The following is a 19,121-nucleotide window of genomic DNA, read 5'->3' on the forward strand; positions in this document are numbered from 1 at the left end:
GGCGGGTATGCTTCTCTGCGGTGGCCAGCTGCAAGCTTCCAACCGTATGACGGAAATGCATGTATGTCTGGCAGATGCCATTCAGAAAGATAACCGCCCGGAAATATCCAACCGCCTGTTCCGTTCGAATGCAGTGGAAAAGGAGATTCTCCGTGTACAGAAGCTTCTGAAGAATGCGAAGCTGGCATGGATGTTTACCAACTGTTTCCCGAATACCCTGGACACTACCGTACATTTCCGTAAGGGAAGCGATGGCAAACCGGATACATTCGTATACACGGGAGATATTCATGCCATGTGGCTGCGCGACTCCGGTGCGCAGGTATGGCCTTATGTGCAACTGGCTAATTCGGACCCCGAACTGAAAGAAATGCTGGCAGGAGTGATCCTCCGCCAGTTCAAATGTATCAATATCGACCCGTATGCAAATGCGTTTAATGACGGTGCCATTCCTAACGGTCATTGGATGAGCGACCTTACGGATATGAAACCGGAATTGCACGAACGTAAATGGGAAATCGACTCCCTGTGCTATCCGTTGCGTCTGGCTTACCACTACTGGAAGACTACCGGAGATGCAAGCATATTCACCGAAGAATGGATTCAGGCAATTACTAACGTACTGAAAACCTTCAAGGAACAGCAACGCAAAGAAGGAGTAGGCCCTTATAAATTCCAGCGTAAAACAGAACGTGCACTGGATACTGTGAGCAATGACGGCCTTGGAGCACCGGTGAAACCTGTCGGTTTGATTGTTTCCAGCTTCCGTCCTTCGGACGATGCCACCACTCTTCAATTCCTGGTTCCTTCCAATTTCTTTGCAGTGTCTTCTTTGCGTAAGGCTGCCGAGATTCTGGAGAAAGTAAATAAGAAAACAGCCTTGTCTAAAGAATGTAAAGACCTGGCGCAGGAAGTAGAAACAGCTTTGAAGAAATACGCGGTATATAATCATCCTAAATATGGTAAAATCTATGCCTTTGAGGTGGATGGTTTTGGAAATCATCATCTGATGGACGATGCCAACGTGCCGAGCCTGCTTGCGATGCCTTATCTGGGCGATGTGAATGTGAACGATCCGATTTATCAGAACACCCGTCGCTTTGTATGGAGCGAAGACAATCCTTACTTCTTTAAAGGCAAGGCAGGTGAAGGAATCGGCGGACCGCACATCGGTTATGATATGGTATGGCCGATGAGTATTATGATGAAAGCCTTTACCAGTCAGAATGATGCCGAAATCAAGACCTGCATCAAGATGCTGATGGATACGGATGCCGACACGGGCTTTATGCACGAATCTTTCCATAAGGATAATCCGAAGAAATTTACCCGTGCATGGTTCGCTTGGCAGAATACTCTTTTTGGTGAACTGATTTTGAAGTTGGTTAATGAAGGAAAGGTAGATTTATTGAATAGTATACAATAATATGCTGACATACTAAATTAGACGTGGATAACGCGGATGATGCGGCTCTTTCTCTGATGTAAAATGAGAAAAAACGCGTTATCCGCGTCGTCTGCATCTGAAAATGAATATCTAAAAACAAGTTGTATCATGAAAAATTTATGTGTATGGGCAGTTGCCGCCCTTTTAATGGCATCTTGTACGCCGAAAGCCGAAAAGACTACGGATTCCGGTTTATTGCAGAGTAATTTCCAGACGGAAGTGGATGGAAAGAAAACTGATTTGTTTACTTTGCGCAACAAGAACAACATGGAAGTTTGTATCACGAACTTTGGTGGACGTATTGTTTCAGTGATGGTCCCCGATAAAGACGGACAGATGCGCGATGTCGTGCTCGGTTTCGATTCTATTCAGGATTATATCAGTAAACCGTCGGATTTCGGCGCAACTATCGGACGTTATGCCAACCGTATCAATCAGGGTAAATTTACATTGGATGGTGTGGAATATCAGCTTCCTCGTAACAATTATGGCCATTGCCTGCACGGTGGTCCGCAAGGATTCCAGTATCGTGTGTTTGATGCTGTTCAACCCAATCCGCAGGAACTGCAACTGACCTATTTGGCAGAAGACGGTGAAGAAGGTTTTCCTGGAAATATCACTTGTAAAGTGGTAATGAAACTCACAGATGATAACGCTATCGACATTCAATACGAGGCAGAAACAGACAAGCCGACTATTGTGAATATGACCAATCACTCTTATTTCAACCTGGAGGGAGACGCAGGCAATAACGCCGGTCATCTGTTGACAGTTGATGCGGATTATTACACTCCGGTGGACAGCACCTTTATGACTACGGGTGAAATTGTTACAGTAGAAGGTACTCCAATGGACTTCCGTACTCCGACTCCGGTAGGCGAGCGTATCAATGACTATGATTTCGTACAACTGAAAAACGGCAACGGCTACGACCACAACTGGGTATTGAATACAAAAGGTGACGTAACTCGTAAATGCGCTTCTCTGAAATCACCGAAGACAGGTATCGTACTCGATGTTTATACCAACGAACCGGGTATTCAGGTATATGCCGGAAACTTCCTCGATGGCTCACTGACAGGAAAGAAAGGTATCACTTACAACCAACGTGCTTCCGTATGTCTTGAAACACAGAAATATCCGGATACACCGAACAAACCCGAATGGCCGTCGGCTGTACTTCGTCCGGGTGAGAAATATACAAGTCAATGTATTTTTAAATTCTCTGTAGATAAGTAGGCAATAAAACAGGCTCCTGCTTTTGAAGAACGGATTGTCTGATTAGGGATTATCCGTTCTGTGTTTCGAATGTCATGTACTGGCATCCCATTAAGGTTCGTTGGATGATGAGGAGTTTCTGGAATCAGTAGAATAGACGATATGAAGATAATCAAGACTAAAGTTTTTTTTGCATCGATAGTGTTTGGGATAGCGGTTACAGCTTGCGCACCTGCTCCCACCAGTGGCACAGTGACCGTAGTGGATCGGCCGGATATGCAGTCTGTCAATACCAATTACACAGGGTATCGCGCTCCGCTTCGTCCATTGAATTTTATCAAGTTGCCGGTAGGCAGTATTCAGCCTGAAGGTTGGGTGAAGAAGTATCTCGAATTGCAGCGTGACGGTCTGACCGGACACTTGGGAGAGATCAGTGCCTGGCTGGAGAAAGATAATAATGCTTGGTTGACAACCGGTGGTGACCATGGTTGGGAAGAAGTTCCCTATTGGCTCAAAGGCTACGGCAATCTGGCATATATCCTGAACGACCCGAAGATGATTGAGGAAACCAAGTACTGGATTGAAGGCGTATTTGCCAGTCGCCAGCCGGATGGTTACTTCGGTCCTGTCAACGAACGTAACGGAAAACGTGAACTTTGGGCACAAATGATTATGCTCTGGTGTCTGCAATCCTATTACGAGTATTCTCAAGATCAGCGTGTCATTGACCTGATGACGAACTACTTTAAATGGCAGATGACTGTTCCCGATGACCAGCTTCTGGAAGATTACTGGGAGAAAAGCCGCGGTGGTGATAATATCATCAGCATCTATTGGCTTTACAACCATACCGGAGATGCTTTCTTGTTAGAATTGGCTGAAAAGATTCATCGCAACACTGCCGACTGGACTAAATCTACCTCTTTACCCAACTGGCACAATGTCAATATCGCCCAATGTTTCCGTGAACCTGCCACTTATTATATGCAGACCGGAGATTCAGCGATGCTGAAAGCCTCTTATAATGTTCATCATCTGATTCGCCGTACTTTCGGACAAGTGCCCGGTGGTATGTTCGGTGCGGATGAGAATGCCCGTTTGGGATACATCGATCCCCGTCAGGGAGTGGAAACCTGCGGACTGGTTGAACAGATGGCCTCCGATGAAATCATGCTTTGCATGACGGGAGACCCTATGTGGGCTGAACACTGTGAAGAAGTAGCATTCAACTCTTATCCTGCTGCCGTGATGCCGGACTTTAAAGCATTGCGCTATATCACCTGTCCGAACCATGCCATCAGTGATTCCAAGAATCATCATCCGGGCATTGACAATCGTGGCCCATTCCTTTCGATGAATCCTTTCAGCAGCCGTTGTTGCCAACACAATCATGCACAGGGCTGGCCTTACTTTACCGAACATCTGGTATTGGCAACTCCCGACAACGGAGTGGCAACTGCTATTTATGCAGCTTGCAAAGCTACTGTAAAGGTGGGCGACGGAAAGGAAATCACTCTTCACGAAGAGACGAATTATCCTTTTGAGGAAAGCATTGCCTTCTCTGTTTCTACCGGTGAAAAGGTCACTTTTCCGTTCTATCTCCGCATTCCTTCATGGACAAAAGGAGCAGAAGTGCGCGTGAATGGTAAGAAGGTAAATGTAGCTCCCGTAGCGGGAAAATACCTTTGCATCCATCGGGAATGGTCGAATGGAGATCGCGTGGAACTGATGTTACCGATGTCTTTGTCTATGCGTACCTGGCAGGTTAATAAAAATAGCGTAAGCGTAGATTATGGTCCCCTCACTTTGTCTCTCAAGATTGCAGAGAAATATGTAGAGAAAGACAGCCGCGAGACTGCTATCGGTGATTCTAAATGGCAGAAAGGCGCTGATCCCCAGAAATGGCCTACTACTGAAATCTATCCGGATAGTCCCTGGAACTATTCATTGGTACTGGACAAGACAGAGCCTTTGAAAAACTTTAAGGTAATCCGTAAATCTTGGCCTGCCGATAATTATCCTTTCACAGTAGCCAGTGTACCTTTAGAGGTAAAAGCTACCGGCCGCCTGGTTACTGAATGGAAGATAGACGAAACCGGATTGTGTGGCGTATTGCCGGAAGAAGATGCAGTGAAAGGTGATAAAGAAGAAATAACATTGATCCCCATGGGTGCGGCACGGTTGAGAATATCTGCGTTCCCGAATACAAGAGAATAAATTAATAACTAGAAAACTTAGAATAAATGAAACGTATTTTTTTAGATTACATCCGTGTGTTTGCATGTTTTCTCGTCATCCTAGTTCATGCTAGTGAAAATTTCTACGGTGCTCCCGGATCCACCGATATGGCAGGACCGCAGTCTTTTCTAGCGAATGAAGCAGACCGGCTATGGGTATCAGTATACGACGGTTTTTCACGTATGGCGGTACCCCTGTTCATGATAGTCTCTGCCTTCCTGCTTGCACCGATGAAAGAGGAACAGACGATGTGGCAATTCTATCGCCAGCGCTGTCTTCGCATCCTGCCACCGTTTTTCATATTCATGATATTATACAGCACCCTGCCAATGTTGTGGGGACAGATAGACGGAGAAACATCCGTGAAAGACTTGTCGCGAATATTGCTGAACTTTCCGACACTGGCCGGACACTTGTGGTTCATGTACCCCCCTGATAAGTCTTTACCTGTTTATCCCTATTATATCTCCATGGCTGCGTAAAGCCACGGCAAAAGAAGAACGTTTCTTCATTGGGCTATTCGTATTGTCAACGTGTATGCCGTATCTCAATCGTTGGTGCGGTGAAGTGTGGGGACAATGTTTCTGGAATGAATACCATATGTTGTGGTACTTCTCCGGTTATCTGGGCTATCTCGTTCTGGCACACTACATTCGTGTACACCTTACATGGAACCGTTCCAAACGTTTTATTATAGGAACTATTTTAATGGTGATCGGTGCTGTATGGACTATTTATTCATTCTATGTTCAGGCTATACCCGGCGAACTCCATTCCACCCCTGTAATAGAAATAGGATGGGCTTTCTGTACTATTAACTGTGTGCTTCTCACAACGGGCACATTCCTCATGTTTACATGTATCAAACGTCCGCAAGCTCCCAAGTTGGTGACAGAAACTTCGAAACTTAGCTATGGTATGTATCTTATGCACATATTCTGGCTCGGACTGTGGGTATCTGTATTCAAGGACACATTGGGATTACCCACCGTTTCCGCTATCCCATGCATTGCAGTGGTTACATTTATCTGTTGCTTTGTAACGACAAAGATTATTTCGTTTATACCAGGCAGTAAATGGATAGTAGGATAAATATCCGGAAATAGTAAGAATCTGAATAGATAATCATGTCTTTCCTGATTTTCTATTCAGATTCTTACTATTTACAGCTTATTTCTCTCTTAATGCCCTCTTTCTCTTTTCATCTCTTTCACTTCTATTATAAACCATTACTATCCAACTTCTTACGGGTGAACCCTCTCTCTGTTTGGAGCTTTATGCCGCTTTCAGCGGTTTCACCAAATACACATTTCCATATTTGGTATGTTTGCGGGTGACACCTGCCGCAAGCAAAACTTGCGCGAACGTAGCCGGATTACTTCCTCGCATGGCGGCGGGGTTATACTTTTTCAGTCTTCTAAATATGTCCGAAGCCGAGAGACGTTCGCTTCCCTCTTCATCGTCTTTAGCTATCCGGAAGCAGGCATGAAAGACTTCTTCTGCCGGACACGGATGATAAAAAGCAGCGTTGTGGCGTTGCAGCTCCCGTTCCTCTTCTTTTGTGAACCAATAGCGGATGCCGGAGAGCAGTTCAGCTTTCAATTGGGCATAGATTTGATCGTGCTTTATGTCTGCGCAATCAATCAGATGTTCTGCTTCAATGCAGATGAATCGCCGGCTACCGGTGGGATCGGTGAGTAAGTCAAAGCGGTTGCTTGTACCGATGAAAGAAGCAATGCGCGGTAGGTTGCGGAAATTCTTTTGATATGCTTTGCAGATATTCAGGTTTGCCATTTGCATCAGATTCTTCAATAATGGCATTTGCTGCGTTCCGTACTTGTCAAATTCATCCATGTTCAGAAGTCCCATTTCGGCAAGTAACCTTTCCGGTTTTCCTTGTGCAGACAGTTTCAGGTTGTCCATGTAATAACGTGACAATGCTGGCGGCATTAGTGCCTTGCAAAATGTGGATTTTTGTCGCCCCTGTTCGCTGCTGACAAGTATGGGGGCTACACTGTTGGCATGTATTCCCGTCATGCCTAACCATTGAGCGGTGAGTCCCAGCATCCAGGTATGGAAGCTTTTTATCCAGAGCTGATTGTCAGAGACACGCTGCGCCAAAGCCTCCAGTCTGTCTGTCCCATCCCAGCCGGGCAGTTCTTCCATGTAAAGCCGGAAAGGATGGTATTCAGGAATACAAGTGGAATAAATGTAACGGCTCAAGTCTTTATCCCAGCAGGATATACCTTGGTCGTGTGCTTCCATGCAGAAAGTGTTCAGTTCCCGCTTACCTACAGGTTCGAAAGGAACGGCACGCTTGTTGGCAGGACGATATTCTGTTTCTTCCGTCAATAGGTTGTAACGAAAATCATACTGTTTTTGCAGGAATGTACGTACCTCTTGGGTTAATCGGACCGGTTGTTTTCGTTCTGTCTCCTTCTCTCTTCCAGTAGGCAGTGCAGTGTCCGGCAGGGGAACGGTATATTTATCTTCATGACATTTTAGCGTTTTCTGTAGCTCTTTGTCTGTTTTCTCAACTGCATCTTCTTTGTTTTCCTTCATTTGAAACAATTTTAGTTCCTTCAATACCTGTTTCCATATCAATGTTATTGTATTCATTATTTTTTCTATTTTTAAGTGATTAAAATCGGTTTGTTGTTCAGCGCTGATACTGCGAATGTACTATAGGATGATACCGGTTTGCAAGTATTTCTCCGGAAAAAATATTAATTTCTACATACCTGAAGAAGTCGGCTTCTTATCGTCCTTTTCTCTATTTTTTATCGTATCTTTGACGAAGAGTTATTGATGATTCACTTTCGTGGTTCAATCAAATGACAAAAGTGATCTAATTGGATAACAACTGTGATTTAAATGAACCACGGTAGTGGTTTGATGATAAACTTAAAGTTTTTACATGAAATATATTCACTATCAAAACGTTAACGACTAATGGCTATACTTTACGATTGGTATGAGAATCCCGGTGAGTCCGACGATTCGGAAGAGAAAGGTTTGCATCCCCGCATTTTTTTGAATGGTAAGGTGGGAACGGATAAACTGTGCCGGATGATTCACGGGCGCAGTTCGCTTTCCGTAGGTGATGTGAAAAATGCGTTCGAGATGCTTGCCCAAATTTGTGGTGAAGAACTGCGCGAGGGACGTGAGGTGCATATTGAGGGACTTGGCTATTTTGCTCCAATCTTGCGGAGTACACAAAAAGTGACTCGCAGCACTAAGAACAAATGGACGAAAATGGAGTTGAAAACAATTGGTTTTCGTCCCGATGCTCGTTTGCGGGGGGAACTGGTAGGTGTTAAGGGTAGCCGAAGCAAGTATGCACGCCATTCGGAATCCTTGTCGGCAGTGGAGATAGATATGCGGCTGAAGGAATATTTCGCCGATCATGACGTAATGCTTCGCTACGATTTTCAGGAAGTATGCTGCATGACACGGACTACGGCGAATCGTCATCTCCGGCGATTGCTGGAAGAAGGCAAATTGAAAAATATCGGCAAACGTATGCAGCCGATTTATGTGGCTGCAGCGGGTTATTACGGGGTATCTCGTGATGTGCTCCGGCGGTAAATGGAAACGATTTGAGTAAGCGTCGATTTGAAGTGTGTCGGTGAAAGTGGCGAAAGCGTGATAGAAGGGCTTTTGCATGGTCGCTTTCACCCGCTTTCCTGCTCTGGACAGAGGTTTCGGGAAGAAGGTGGAAGCGGTGAAGGCTGTAATCATTTCGTATGATAATATAGGGCTTTTTTGTTTTTCGGTAAAAATATATAGGTCGATTAATGATGTAAAGATACTTTTTTCTTATATTTGTGATTCAAGAGCACAAGATAAAGAGAATGATGAAACAGTCTATTTATTCTTTTAAACAATTACTGTCAGGAGGCTTGCTTTGTTGCGCGATTCTGTTGGCTGCTTATATATTTCAGGCATTTTTCCCTGAAATGTATGTTGATGCGTTCTCATCTTCCATACATCTTTCAATGTGGCTGACACTCTTTGTGGGAGCATTATTGTGGACATTCCGTGAGAGGGAGGCACATGGTATACCTTCCGAAATAACGGACTGGCAGTGTATCGCTGCTTTTCTTTTAATTACAGCAGATCAGATATATGTCGTTATGCCAAAAGAAATACATCAGGAGGTGGCACCGGCATTGTCTACCTATACAATTCCTACTTTAGTGGTTGTTGGCATATTGATAGCCGGTATAATTAAGTATTCGATTTCGTTATATCAAAAATTGCAGAATGAACGGCAACAATCTATTATTCAATCTCAAAAGTTACAGCAATTGCTAGCTTCTCCTTTATCTACCCAAAGAGGTATTTCTTTAGTTCGTAAATTGATAGAGAATAAATCTATTGCTCAATTGTCTGCCCAAGACTATCTATCATTGGTAGAAGGGTGTAGAACGATAGATCCTGACTTTTTTGTTGGTTGAAGTCGCAAAACTTTCAGCTTCCTCCACGAGATATTGTGTTATGCGTATTGATCCGAATGTATAAAACAAAAGAAGAAATTTTGTCAGTTCTATGTGTAAGCGACGGATCTTATCGTACTATGCGATCACGTGCCCGGAAACGTTTAGGGATTGTAGATAAAGAATTGGAGGCTTTTTTACTGGAGATTAATTAACTCTTCTCTTATCTTTATGTGTCTAATATTTCTATTAGTTTGACGAAAGACTTAATTGCTGCAAGCATTCCTGACATCGCTGCACAATAAAACCATACTCGTTTATTAGAATATGCTTTTTCTGGCATACATTTGATTGCGCCTATTGTTAGTATGATCCATGAAAGAAAATCGAAGAAATGAATGAGAAACAGCTGAAGAATAGAATCGATGTTATCTATAAAAAGATCTAGATAACACATGATAATGCAGACAGCGCATGTACTGCAATAAAGTATAATATAGCGAATCATTGTTATTGATTGTTTATACAATTCTCATAATCTTTATTTGCTATTCTTATATTTGCTTTATATACTGTTGTTTCTTTCAAGTAACATGGTGAGAGAGGTCCCATACCTTTACAGTTTGTAGCTATGGCATTATCATACTCTGTTTTTGCTTGTTCGTATGCTGCTTGTCTCAATTCTTCACATTTACTGTTACCATTTCCTTCTTTGCGTGTTTTTAATATCTTTCTTTTCGCTAACTCACGACTTTTGGCATATTGCCTGAATAATAACAACCGTTCCTCTTCACTCAATCTTAAGAATACCGTACGTTCAAGCAAGCCTTTTTTAGCTTCCATCCATTTGTCGGAGTTCTTCTTCCAGATTCGCTTTTTTGATGAAATCTTCCATATACTCATCATCATTCAGACTTTCCATGAGTTTGTCATATTCTTCATTATTTAGTTTGGATGTATAAGCACTAAACTTGTCCGCTAATTGTTCACTACATCTTTCAAATTCATAAAACTCGTCTGAATTGGCAACGGAATCTATCAATACATTTCCTGTATTCCAAGTTTGAGAGACCAAGCTGCGTGTTTTGGCAATTGAGTTTACTTCTGTTGCTGTCTCATTTGTATAGTTGTATTCATCGGTGCTACAACTATAAATAAGGAATGTGGTCAATAATATTCCAAACAGTGTAATTATGTATATACTACTCTGTTTTTTGTTCTTGCTTTTCATGTCTTGTTTATAATTTAAATTAGGAAAAACAAAGAAAGGGATTTTACAGCAATTAGATGGAATGTTTTGTTCAAAAAATGAAATAATTTGCTCAAATAGTTGTTTGATGACTATAATAACTCATATATTAATGTTACAATTTAGATATAAAATGACTTTTTTAGGGCTCTATATGCCCGATAAATGCCTATATGACAGGGATAGGAGTGTAACGCTCTCTTGAATGGCATTTGTTATGCTCGTATCTTTGTGTAAAAATAATATTATGAAAGCAATGACAAAGCTGATTCCTATTATTTGCCTTTTTGTTATTATAGGCGGTTCTCTTTTATATTCTTGTTCACAAGAGAAGAAAAAGGAGACTGCTATTGTACTTCCGTTGGAGGCAGCTTTGTCACAGGCTGGAGAAAATCGTGTTGAACTTGAGAAAGTATTACATCGTTATCAATCCAATCCATCGGATAGCTTGAAATATAAGGCAGCTCGTTTCCTGATAGAGAATATGCCATCTTATACCTATTATAAAGGTAAGCTGCTGGAACAATACCTCACCTTTTTTACTCTCTTGCAAGAAGCACGAAGTAAAAAAGGTATATCCACAAGCAATGATAGATTCTATCAGAAGGATGTATGGACCATTCTCTTTAGATTCTTTGCAATATTGCAAAGACGTTGTGACAGTCGATTCTGCTTATTTATGTAATAACATCGACTGGGCATTTAAAGTTTGGCAGGAACAGCCTTGGGGGAAGAATGTATCTTTTGCTGATTTTTGCGAGTATATTCTTCCTTATCGTATTGGTGATGAAACATTAAGCTATTGGCGTGAGGATATTTATCGAAAGTATAATCCTTTGCTTGATTCATTGCGTGCTTCCACGGTTCTTGATATAGAAGATCCGCTTGTTGCCGCCCGCTGTTTGTGCGATTCTCTTCGTAAACGTAGCCGCTTTTTTACAACTACGGTTCCGCAAGGACTTCCTCATGTAGGGCCGGAGATTGCCCAAAGCGTTTCGGGCAGTTGTCGTGAACTTTCCGATTATGTCGTTTATGTTTGTCGTGCGTTGGGAATTCCTTGTGCCATAGATTTTATGCCTCTTCATGGAGGTGGAAATGATGGGCATCAGTGGGTGTCGTTCACAGATAAATATGGTACGCTTTATTTTCAGGAGTATCCGGATAAGATAAAAGAAGTCCGTAAGGATAAGATGTGTGGAGCTTCGAAAATAAAGGTTTATCGGAATACGTTCAGTCTTAATCGTATTATGCAGGCAGAAATGCAACGTTTAGATACGGCTGTTGTGCCTTTCTTCCGAGATCCGCATATCGTTGATGTGACAGCCGATTATGCAAAGACATACAAAAAGAAACTGGAGATTCCTGCATCTATGCTTTATTCGGGAAAGCCCCGTTCGCGTATCGCTTATCTTTGTGGCAGTAGCCGCATGGATTGGGAGTCTGTGGCATGGGCGGAATTTGATGGTGAACATCTTGCTTTCAGCGATGTCCAGATAGAACCCGTCATGCGGATAGCAACTTACGAACGAGGAAGACTTCGTTTTTGGACTGACCCTTTTGAAATGACTGTTTCCGGTGAATTTCATGTTTTTACTCCGTCAGATAGTGTTCAGGATGTAACGCTGTTTGCTAAATATCCTTTGTGGCAAGATGAGAAGTATCAGAAACGTATGATAGGAGGTGTTTTTGAAGGAAGCAATGATCCGGATTTTCGTCAGAAAGAGGTGCTTTTCCTGATAGAAAAGCAACCCGAACGGTTACGGACAATGGCGTATTCCCGTTCCTTGACGCCTTGTCGGTATGTCCGATATATAGGACCGGAAAAGGGGCACTGTAATGTGGCGGAAATAGAGTTTTATGAAGCGGGTGGACTGTTGCCATTAAGCGGTAGAATTATTGGTACTCCCGGTTGCTATCAACAGGATGGCTCGCACGAATATACGAATGCGTTCGACGGTAATACTGAAACGTCTTTTGATTATACGGAACCCTATGGCGGCTGGACAGGGTTAGACCTAGGCACGTCGAAGGTGATAGATAAGATAATCTATACGCCTGCCAACCGGGATAATTATGTTCGTTCGTTGGATGACTATGAGTTGTCTTATTGTACAAAGAGAGGGTGGAGGACGTTAGGACAGCAAACGGCGATGTTGGATTCGCTGGTTTACAAGAGGGTTCCTAAAGGGGCGTTGCTGTTGTTGCAGAATCATACACGAGGGAATCAGGAACGGATTTTTGTGTATGAGGGTGGAAAGCAGGTGTGGAAATGAAGAGTTTTTATGATTGGATGTAATATATTTAACAATTTAATATTTTATTATGAGTAAAAAGAATATTTGTACAGGAGTGGCATTGGCATGTGTATTATTTATGTCAAGTTGTGGCTCTTCTGCTAAATTAGCAAAGAATTATGATGAAATGAAGAGTGATTCAAGAATATGGGATTATCTTAACGTCAGTGAGAGAGAGCGTGCATTGGTCGATTCTATTGTAGCATTGGATGAATATGCTGTATTTCTTGATTCATACAAAAAGTATCGGACAAAGAAGAATGCTATGCGTGAGGGCGAAGATGTGGAACAAACGAAAGAGTTTGCGGAATATGTGGCAGCATGTTCTAAAATATTCAGGATTATTGATAAGTTGAAATTAAGTAAAGATGCGTCTATTGCTGTGTTTGAGAAGATGCGTGAAGTTGCTAATAATAAATTGAATTAATAAAGAATATGATCCGGGAGATAAAACGTCAACTAAAAAGATGCTGTTGACCAAGAATAACATTTATATAGGACTGTGTATCTTATATATATTGTTATCAATGATAAACAGGAAATATCCAATAGGAGATATAACACTGAATGTCGTTTATCTTTCAACCTGGTCTTTCCTTTTATTGTGGGAAGTAGTAGATGTACTTATAAATAAAAAGAAAGATTTTGGGTGCATAGTTCTAATTTTGATGGCGCTGGTTACGTCCATTGCAAATATGTTGAGGTAAAAAATAATGTTGTAAATATATTTTTGAAAAATGTTTTTTGTTGATATAATAATTAAAAAGTTGAGAACAATGAGAGCTATTTTTAATTTAATTGTACTGTTGTTATTTGTTTCATGTAGTCAGGAATATGAAAAAGAGCCTGAATTTAAAAGCTTGCAATTGGGTAATCAGCATACCCTGTTAAGTTGTGGAAAAGAGCAAACAAATTGGGAAGATGATTTAAATTATTCGTTTAATGGTGCAGGAAAGGACTCTTTACAATGTAGTAGTTTGGAGATGATAGAGTATTCTTTGTTAAAAGATAGTACGATATTAGGGCATCAAGCTATCAAAGAAATAATTGCAGATAGTATGTTTATTCCGATTTACGGAGATTCTATAAATGTTAATAGGTTTAAATTATGGTCGTTTTTGGAACTTAATTCAATGTTCAATGTAAATGCAAAATCTTTGTATATGACGAAAAAGATGGATATTTTGAGAGAGTATCTTAATGAGCAATTAAAGATAGTAAAAATTAAATGGAGGTATAATAAGAATGAATATTTTGAAACTAAGTGCTTGGTGACAGATGAACAGATGGTTTATGATGATATATTGTCGAATATTCGGTATATAACAATAGAAGTACCGGCCAATAATAAAACTTTCTCAAGAAAAATTGTTAAAACACGTGGTGGTGATCCAGGATATGACAAATATCCAATCTCGTATGATAAAATGTCCTCTACTTATGTTTGTTATGCATCCAATCATACTGTAGGAGCAATTGCATATTACTATGTTCAGGTTTCGGGAACTCGATATCCTGATGGAACAAAATCAATAGATTATGCTCAATATGAGGCACCTCATGATTCGAAACCTGGATTTTATGCGGTAGGTCAAATACAAGCGGAGGTTGAATATGGTAAAAATGGAACATTCTCTTATAATTATGCAGTTGGGGTTGGTACAAAAGAAATTACAATTTCAATGAATGGCTCAAGTTTTACTATGTATGGAGAAGATTCTGGTGCTGTTGGTGGTGAGGGCTTTTCTGCAAATGCGTTAGACTAATTTAATATGTATATTATGCGAACCGTTTTATTTCTAGTTAGTATCGTTTTTAATATAGTTGGTACAGCAACTGCTAACGAAGTATTCAACCGTTGTGATACTCTTCCATCTGCGCAAATGGATTTGTTTACTTATGGAAGTCCGTCTATTGGAACAAGTGAGATGAATTTTAGAAATCTGTTTCGGAATTTTCCCATTTATGTAGATAATGCTAATGAAATAAAACTGCTATATTATCACTATGTGGAAACGATTAAAAACAAGAAGCAAATAAAAAGCTATGTGAAGAGAAATTTTCCGCCATATGTTCCCAATTGGGGAGTAGCTGGAAGTCAAGGAGGAAATTCTGATATTGGTGAATTCTCTACTTGGCGTTTTACAATTGAACAAGATCCTTTTCAAACAATAGATGAAGACATTGTCAGTAAGATGATGAGGGAGGTTAAAATAGGCTATGAAGTATGGGAGGTTGTGTTTAAATTGTGGGATACGACTTACCATTATTATATGTTTGTGAATGCTAAAACGCAAGCAATTGTGAAGTGGGGGAATATTTTTGGAGCCAATATACCACAAAGCCATATTGATTTCATAAACAGGAAATACAAACGAGATGCCAAAAAGCATATTGAGGTTGTTCCGATTCTTCATCATCAATAACGGAAAAATATGATAGGATATGAAATAGCTATTAATGATCAGTCACCTGTGGTTGTCACGTCACCTGACGTGGCAGTCGTCATGGTGCATAGCAATTGCTTTTTCGGTGATAGTATTTATGTAGGAGGATTGGATACCTTATGTAGGAGTCAATAAAACAAGTGAAGCAATAAAATGTGAATAAGGAGAATATGAAAAGAAGTATTTTTTTATTCCTTCTGGGAATAATGTTGTTTGTTTATCAGACAAAAGCATCTACAATAAACGATGTGTCTGCTATAGAGACAGAAATGATTAATTTTTTCCGTTCTACATTGCAACGTAACTACGGCAGTTCTGACGGAAAAGCAGTAAAGTTGATGATGGATGCTTTTCTGCATTATAAATTCCATTATATTATTGATGTGGACAAGGAGGCTTTGAAAGTTATTAATGGCAAACTTTATCCGGATATGTTTGGTAGCTATTTTGTAGAGACTAATGAGCATCCGATTGATTCACTTCATACGAATTGGAAACGGTACGATCCTTATCATATTATTTGTGGCTATGAATTCAAAAAACAACTGAATGGAGAAACTTATTATCAGAAGGAACTGTCACAGGCTACATCTCCTTTATTTAAAGAAATATGCAATGCGTATGAAGCAACCGGCAGTTTACCTTTTACTGTCGTTTGGGGAAAGATCCAATCCAACAAACATCAATGTTTAGATGCTTTTGAAACGGATAGGGATGTTCAGATGTTTTTCACTTTCTTCTTTTGGCGTTATTTATGTTATTGCGTGAATATTGATTTTATGACAGGAAAGGATAAAACGGAATTGTATATAGAATCTGTACCTTGATGAATGGAGAAACAATGAAATCTTGAGTAAGTAACTAAAAACCAATATATCTTATGATCTGGGAAGATAAGACGTCAATTAAAAAGATGCTGTCGACCAAGAATAACACTTATATATATTGTTATCAATGATAAACAGGAAATATCCAATAGGAGATATAACACTGCATATCGTTTATCTTTCAACCTGGTTTTTTCTTTTATTGTGGGAAATTGTAGATGTACTTATAAATAAAAAGAAAGATTTTGGGTGCATAATTATAATTTCGATGGTGCTGGTTACGTCCATTGCAAATATGTTGAGGTAGATAGAAACAAGATGATAAAAGATATAAATTTAATATATGCGAAAATGAAATATACACGGACATTATTAATTATTGTATTTGCTTCTGTTGCCCAGCTATTTTACGGGCAAGAAAGATACACAATCAGCGGTGAGTTTCCAGATCGTTCTTTGGATGGTGAGTATGTGTTTCTATATGAACATTCAGCTCTTGTTGAAGAACCTGAACGTATGAAGCAAGCATTTAAAGATACCATATTGGTAGTTGGTAATACATTCCATTACGAAGGAACGCTCAAGCGGAAACCTTTTTGGTTTCTCTCTCTTGCAGTAAAGGTAGACAGTTTCGTTATAATACCTCTTTCGTTATAGAACCGGGGGATATTCAACTTCGCATTGTTGATTGGGGAAGTGAGGGGAATGTTTCCGGTGCTCCTATTAATAATGATTATAATGCGTACATTATCGAATGTAAAAAGCAAGTAGACAAGATGCTCTATTTGATGAGAACCAAGCAGGAAGAGGAAGCGATGAAAAGTGATGCACGTTTAAATGCGTTGTTTCGAGATGCGTATATACGTTCCACAGAAGGTTGTTTGCTTTTTGGAGAAAAATATGCCCAATATCCCGATGTTATCCGATCTTGGTTGGCTATGTATATAGACCCTATTAATCAAACTGCGGGAGATGAGGCTATTTTATCGCGATTCTTGCATGTTGTCGATTTAATGCCTGAGGTAGAACGCGATATTCTTTTAGCTTGGCGGGAGTATAGAACCGAGTTGCAAGAACATATGGCAAAGGCCAGGGCCTTGAAAGACAGTCTGGATGCTAAATGGCCTCGTTTTATTGAGGTTGTTCCTAATCATTCATTATCAACTACGGAAAATGAATAGAATGTTGAAAGGTATTGGAGGATGAGAACTTAATTTAATACTAAGATAAAAATGATAAGACTCTTTCATCTTTTGTTTGCCGCAGCATGTATAGGCAGTATGTTTGTATATTCCCACCAATTTACAGACGCATATATTGTGCCTAAATGGTGCTGCGTTTTGTTTGTGCTGTTATGGATGCTGGTGTGTGCTGCATTTTTGGCATTGCAGCGTAAATCCATAGTGGTGGATATGGCGATATGGGGGAGTATCATTGTTTCCAGTTGTTGGTTGCAGGCTGTTTATGGAATATTGCAATATGTAGGTTTGTTTCCTTCTCATGCAACCTTCCGTGTGACCGGTAGTTTTGATAATCCGGCAGGATTTGCAGCTTGTCTTTGTGCCGGATTGCCTTTTGTCGTTTTTTTGATCATACATAGAAATAAGTATATTCGATATGCCGGATGGCTGGCAGGGGGAGTGATGGTATTGGCAGTATTTTTATCTCATTCGCGATCCGGCATGGTAAGTGTCATTGCGGTATGTGTCATGTATTTGTGTGGAAGATTCGTTCATGGGAGATTGTGGAGATATTTATTATCGGTATCTATGATAGGATTGTTAATAATCGGCTCCTATTGGTTGAAAAAAGATTCGGCAGATGGTCGGTTGTTGATTTGGCGGTGTGGCTTGGAAATGGTGAAAGATGCTCCTTGGACGGGGCATGGCGTCGGAAGTTTCGAGGCTAAATATATGGACTATCAGGCGGATTACTTCAAAGAATATGGTTCGCAAAATCGCTATGCAATGTTAGCGGATAATGTAAAGCAGCCTTTTAATGAATATTTGGGAGTTCTGATTAATTTCGGTATTGTCGGATTGGCTTTGCTTTTGGGTATTGTGGGGGCACTTGTGTATTGTTATAGGCAAAATCCTACACAGGAAAAGAAAATAACTCTTTATGCTTTGCTATCAATAGGCATATTCTCTTTCTTTTCCTATCCGTTTACGTATCCTTTTACGTGGATGGTGACATTTCTTGCCGTTCTCATGTTGACTGCTGATTATTTGAAGCGGATAAAGATAGGTACATGGGGCAGGAATATAATATATTCCGCAGCGTTGATGGGCTTCTTTTGGGGACAGGTTAGGCTGGGCGCACGTACACAGTCGGAACGCAGTTGGCAGGAGGCTTCGGAGTTAGCTCTTTGTCATTCGTATGATGAGGCGCTTCCGTACTATGTGAGTCTGAAACACCGATTCGAAGATAATCCTTATTTCCTGTATAATTATGCTGCTGTTTTCACGGAAGCCAAAGAATACGAGAAGGCTTTGAAGGTAGCGTTGGAGTGTCGCAAGTATTGGGCAGATTATGATCTTGAATTATTATTAGGAGATATTTATAGAGAGAAAAAGGATTATAAACAGGCTGAAGAATACTATATGAGTGCTTCGTATATGTGCCCTAGTCGTTTTTTGCCTCTTTATCAATTGTATGAACTGTATAAATGCATAGGTAATACAGAGAAGGCTTCGGAATTGGCAAAGATACTTCTGGAAAAGCCTGCAAAAGTAAATTCAATGTTAATCAAACGGATAAAATATCAACTCAAAAAGGAGTGTGAACTTTTAATATTATGAATATAGTATGTAATTATGCGACATTCATAATGTTTTTCCTTAATGTATACCTTTATATTTGGAATCCTTTGGAGAAACATTATGATTTAATTAAAATAGTGTTTGGTTGGGTAATTGCTTTGTTTGTATTTAATTATTTATTTCGGCATAGTAAAATAGAA

14 protein-coding genes and 3 pseudogenes are annotated in these 19,121 nt (G+C 40.4%); 14 read left to right on the forward strand and 3 right to left on the reverse strand.

Annotated features, from left to right (window positions below; genetic code table 11):
* Positions 1-64: 64 nt before the first annotated feature.
* The 4 genes and pseudogenes from NXX38_RS08800 to NXX38_RS08815 form a co-directional block, all read left to right on the forward strand.
* Positions 65-1,426, forward strand: a pseudogene (locus tag NXX38_RS08800) (glycoside hydrolase family 125 protein); the annotation flags it as partial.
* Between the two features lie 129 nt (positions 1,427-1,555).
* Positions 1,556-2,686, forward strand: a complete 1,131-nt coding sequence (locus NXX38_RS08805; RefSeq protein WP_008998073.1) for an aldose epimerase family protein — start codon at positions 1,556-1,558, stop codon at positions 2,684-2,686.
* Between the two features lie 141 nt (positions 2,687-2,827).
* Positions 2,828-4,882 (forward strand): glycoside hydrolase family 127 protein, encoded by a 2,055-nt coding sequence (locus NXX38_RS08810; RefSeq protein WP_258979254.1) that lies wholly within the window; start codon positions 2,828-2,830, stop codon positions 4,880-4,882.
* Between the two features lie 26 nt (positions 4,883-4,908).
* Positions 4,909-5,995: pseudogene (locus NXX38_RS08815) on the forward strand (acyltransferase).
* Between the two features lie 183 nt (positions 5,996-6,178).
* Here NXX38_RS08815 and NXX38_RS08820 read toward each other — a convergent pair.
* A complete protein-coding gene (locus NXX38_RS08820) occupies positions 6,179-7,522 on the reverse strand; it encodes a VapE domain-containing protein (protein ID WP_217723716.1) in 1,344 nt (447 codons plus the stop codon).
* Between the two features lie 333 nt (positions 7,523-7,855).
* Between NXX38_RS08820 and NXX38_RS08825 the strand changes: the two genes are divergently transcribed.
* Entirely contained in the window at positions 7,856-8,491 is a 636-nt protein-coding gene (locus NXX38_RS08825) for an HU family DNA-binding protein (RefSeq protein ID WP_258979257.1), read from the forward strand.
* A 266-nt stretch (positions 8,492-8,757) separates the two neighbouring features.
* Positions 8,758-9,363, forward strand: coding sequence for a hypothetical protein (locus tag NXX38_RS08830; protein ID WP_258979259.1), 606 nt, complete (start codon positions 8,758-8,760; stop codon positions 9,361-9,363).
* Positions 9,364-9,852: 489 nt separating this feature from the next.
* On the opposite strand, the gene NXX38_RS08835 is transcribed toward NXX38_RS08830, so the two are convergent.
* Entirely contained in the window at positions 9,853-10,185 is a 333-nt protein-coding gene (locus NXX38_RS08835; protein ID WP_258979261.1) for a hypothetical protein, read from the reverse strand.
* Positions 10,175-10,573, reverse strand: coding sequence for a hypothetical protein (locus NXX38_RS08840; protein ID WP_258979263.1), 399 nt, complete (start codon positions 10,571-10,573; stop codon positions 10,175-10,177). The genes NXX38_RS08835 and NXX38_RS08840 overlap by 11 nt, the downstream gene beginning before the upstream one ends.
* A gap of 265 nt (positions 10,574-10,838) precedes the next feature.
* Between NXX38_RS08840 and NXX38_RS08845 the strand changes: the two are divergent.
* From NXX38_RS08845 to NXX38_RS08880, 8 genes and pseudogenes are all read left to right on the forward strand, one after another.
* Positions 10,839-12,864, forward strand: a pseudogene (locus tag NXX38_RS08845) (discoidin domain-containing protein).
* Positions 12,865-12,913: 49 nt separating this feature from the next.
* Positions 12,914-13,312 carry a hypothetical protein gene (locus tag NXX38_RS08850; protein WP_217723724.1) on the forward strand — a complete coding sequence of 133 codons (399 nt, stop codon included), beginning with the start codon at positions 12,914-12,916 and terminating at the stop codon, positions 13,310-13,312.
* A gap of 349 nt (positions 13,313-13,661) precedes the next feature.
* A complete protein-coding gene (locus NXX38_RS08855) occupies positions 13,662-14,651 on the forward strand; it encodes a hypothetical protein (RefSeq protein ID WP_217721786.1) in 990 nt (329 codons plus the stop codon).
* Positions 14,652-14,666: 15 nt separating this feature from the next.
* A complete protein-coding gene (locus NXX38_RS08860; protein WP_217721787.1) occupies positions 14,667-15,311 on the forward strand; it encodes a hypothetical protein in 645 nt (214 codons plus the stop codon).
* A gap of 191 nt (positions 15,312-15,502) precedes the next feature.
* A complete protein-coding gene (locus NXX38_RS08865; RefSeq protein ID WP_254883791.1) occupies positions 15,503-16,159 on the forward strand; it encodes a hypothetical protein in 657 nt (218 codons plus the stop codon).
* A 318-nt stretch (positions 16,160-16,477) separates the two neighbouring features.
* A complete protein-coding gene (locus NXX38_RS08870; RefSeq protein WP_258979265.1) occupies positions 16,478-16,816 on the forward strand; it encodes a hypothetical protein in 339 nt (112 codons plus the stop codon).
* Positions 16,756-17,340, forward strand: coding sequence for a hypothetical protein (locus NXX38_RS08875; protein WP_258979266.1), 585 nt, complete (start codon positions 16,756-16,758; stop codon positions 17,338-17,340). Before NXX38_RS08870 ends, NXX38_RS08875 begins: the two co-directional genes overlap by 61 nt.
* Positions 17,341-17,391: 51 nt before the next feature.
* Positions 17,392-18,960 (forward strand): O-antigen ligase family protein, encoded by a 1,569-nt coding sequence (locus tag NXX38_RS08880; protein ID WP_217721788.1) that lies wholly within the window; start codon positions 17,392-17,394, stop codon positions 18,958-18,960.
* The last annotated feature ends 161 nt before the right edge of the window (positions 18,961-19,121 follow it).

Origin of the sequence: Bacteroides sp. BFG-637 (assembly GCF_024793605.1) — a bacterium.
GTDB classification, from domain to species: domain Bacteria; phylum Bacteroidota; class Bacteroidia; order Bacteroidales; family Bacteroidaceae; genus Bacteroides; species Bacteroides vicugnae.

Excerpts from the sequence above, each read along its gene's own strand:
- NXX38_RS08805 (WP_008998073.1), top strand. The coding sequence starts at position 1,556 with ATGAAAAATTTATGTGTATGGGCAGTTGCCGCCCTTTTAATGGCATCT.
- NXX38_RS08810 (WP_258979254.1), top strand. The coding sequence starts at position 2,828 with ATGAAGATAATCAAGACTAAAGTTTTTTTTGCATCGATAGTGTTTGGG.
- NXX38_RS08820 (WP_217723716.1), bottom strand. The coding sequence starts at position 7,522 with ATGAATACAATAACATTGATATGGAAACAGGTATTGAAGGAACTAAAA.
- NXX38_RS08825 (WP_258979257.1), top strand. The coding sequence starts at position 7,856 with ATGGCTATACTTTACGATTGGTATGAGAATCCCGGTGAGTCCGACGAT.
- NXX38_RS08830 (WP_258979259.1), top strand. The coding sequence starts at position 8,758 with ATGATGAAACAGTCTATTTATTCTTTTAAACAATTACTGTCAGGAGGC.
- NXX38_RS08835 (WP_258979261.1), bottom strand. The coding sequence starts at position 10,185 with ATGGAAGCTAAAAAAGGCTTGCTTGAACGTACGGTATTCTTAAGATTG.
- NXX38_RS08840 (WP_258979263.1), bottom strand. The coding sequence starts at position 10,573 with ATGAAAAGCAAGAACAAAAAACAGAGTAGTATATACATAATTACACTG.
- NXX38_RS08850 (WP_217723724.1), top strand. The coding sequence starts at position 12,914 with ATGAGTAAAAAGAATATTTGTACAGGAGTGGCATTGGCATGTGTATTA.
- NXX38_RS08855 (WP_217721786.1), top strand. The coding sequence starts at position 13,662 with ATGAGAGCTATTTTTAATTTAATTGTACTGTTGTTATTTGTTTCATGT.
- NXX38_RS08860 (WP_217721787.1), top strand. The coding sequence starts at position 14,667 with ATGCGAACCGTTTTATTTCTAGTTAGTATCGTTTTTAATATAGTTGGT.
- NXX38_RS08865 (WP_254883791.1), top strand. The coding sequence starts at position 15,503 with ATGAAAAGAAGTATTTTTTTATTCCTTCTGGGAATAATGTTGTTTGTT.
- NXX38_RS08870 (WP_258979265.1), top strand. The coding sequence starts at position 16,478 with ATGATAAAAGATATAAATTTAATATATGCGAAAATGAAATATACACGG.
- NXX38_RS08880 (WP_217721788.1), top strand. The coding sequence starts at position 17,392 with ATGATAAGACTCTTTCATCTTTTGTTTGCCGCAGCATGTATAGGCAGT.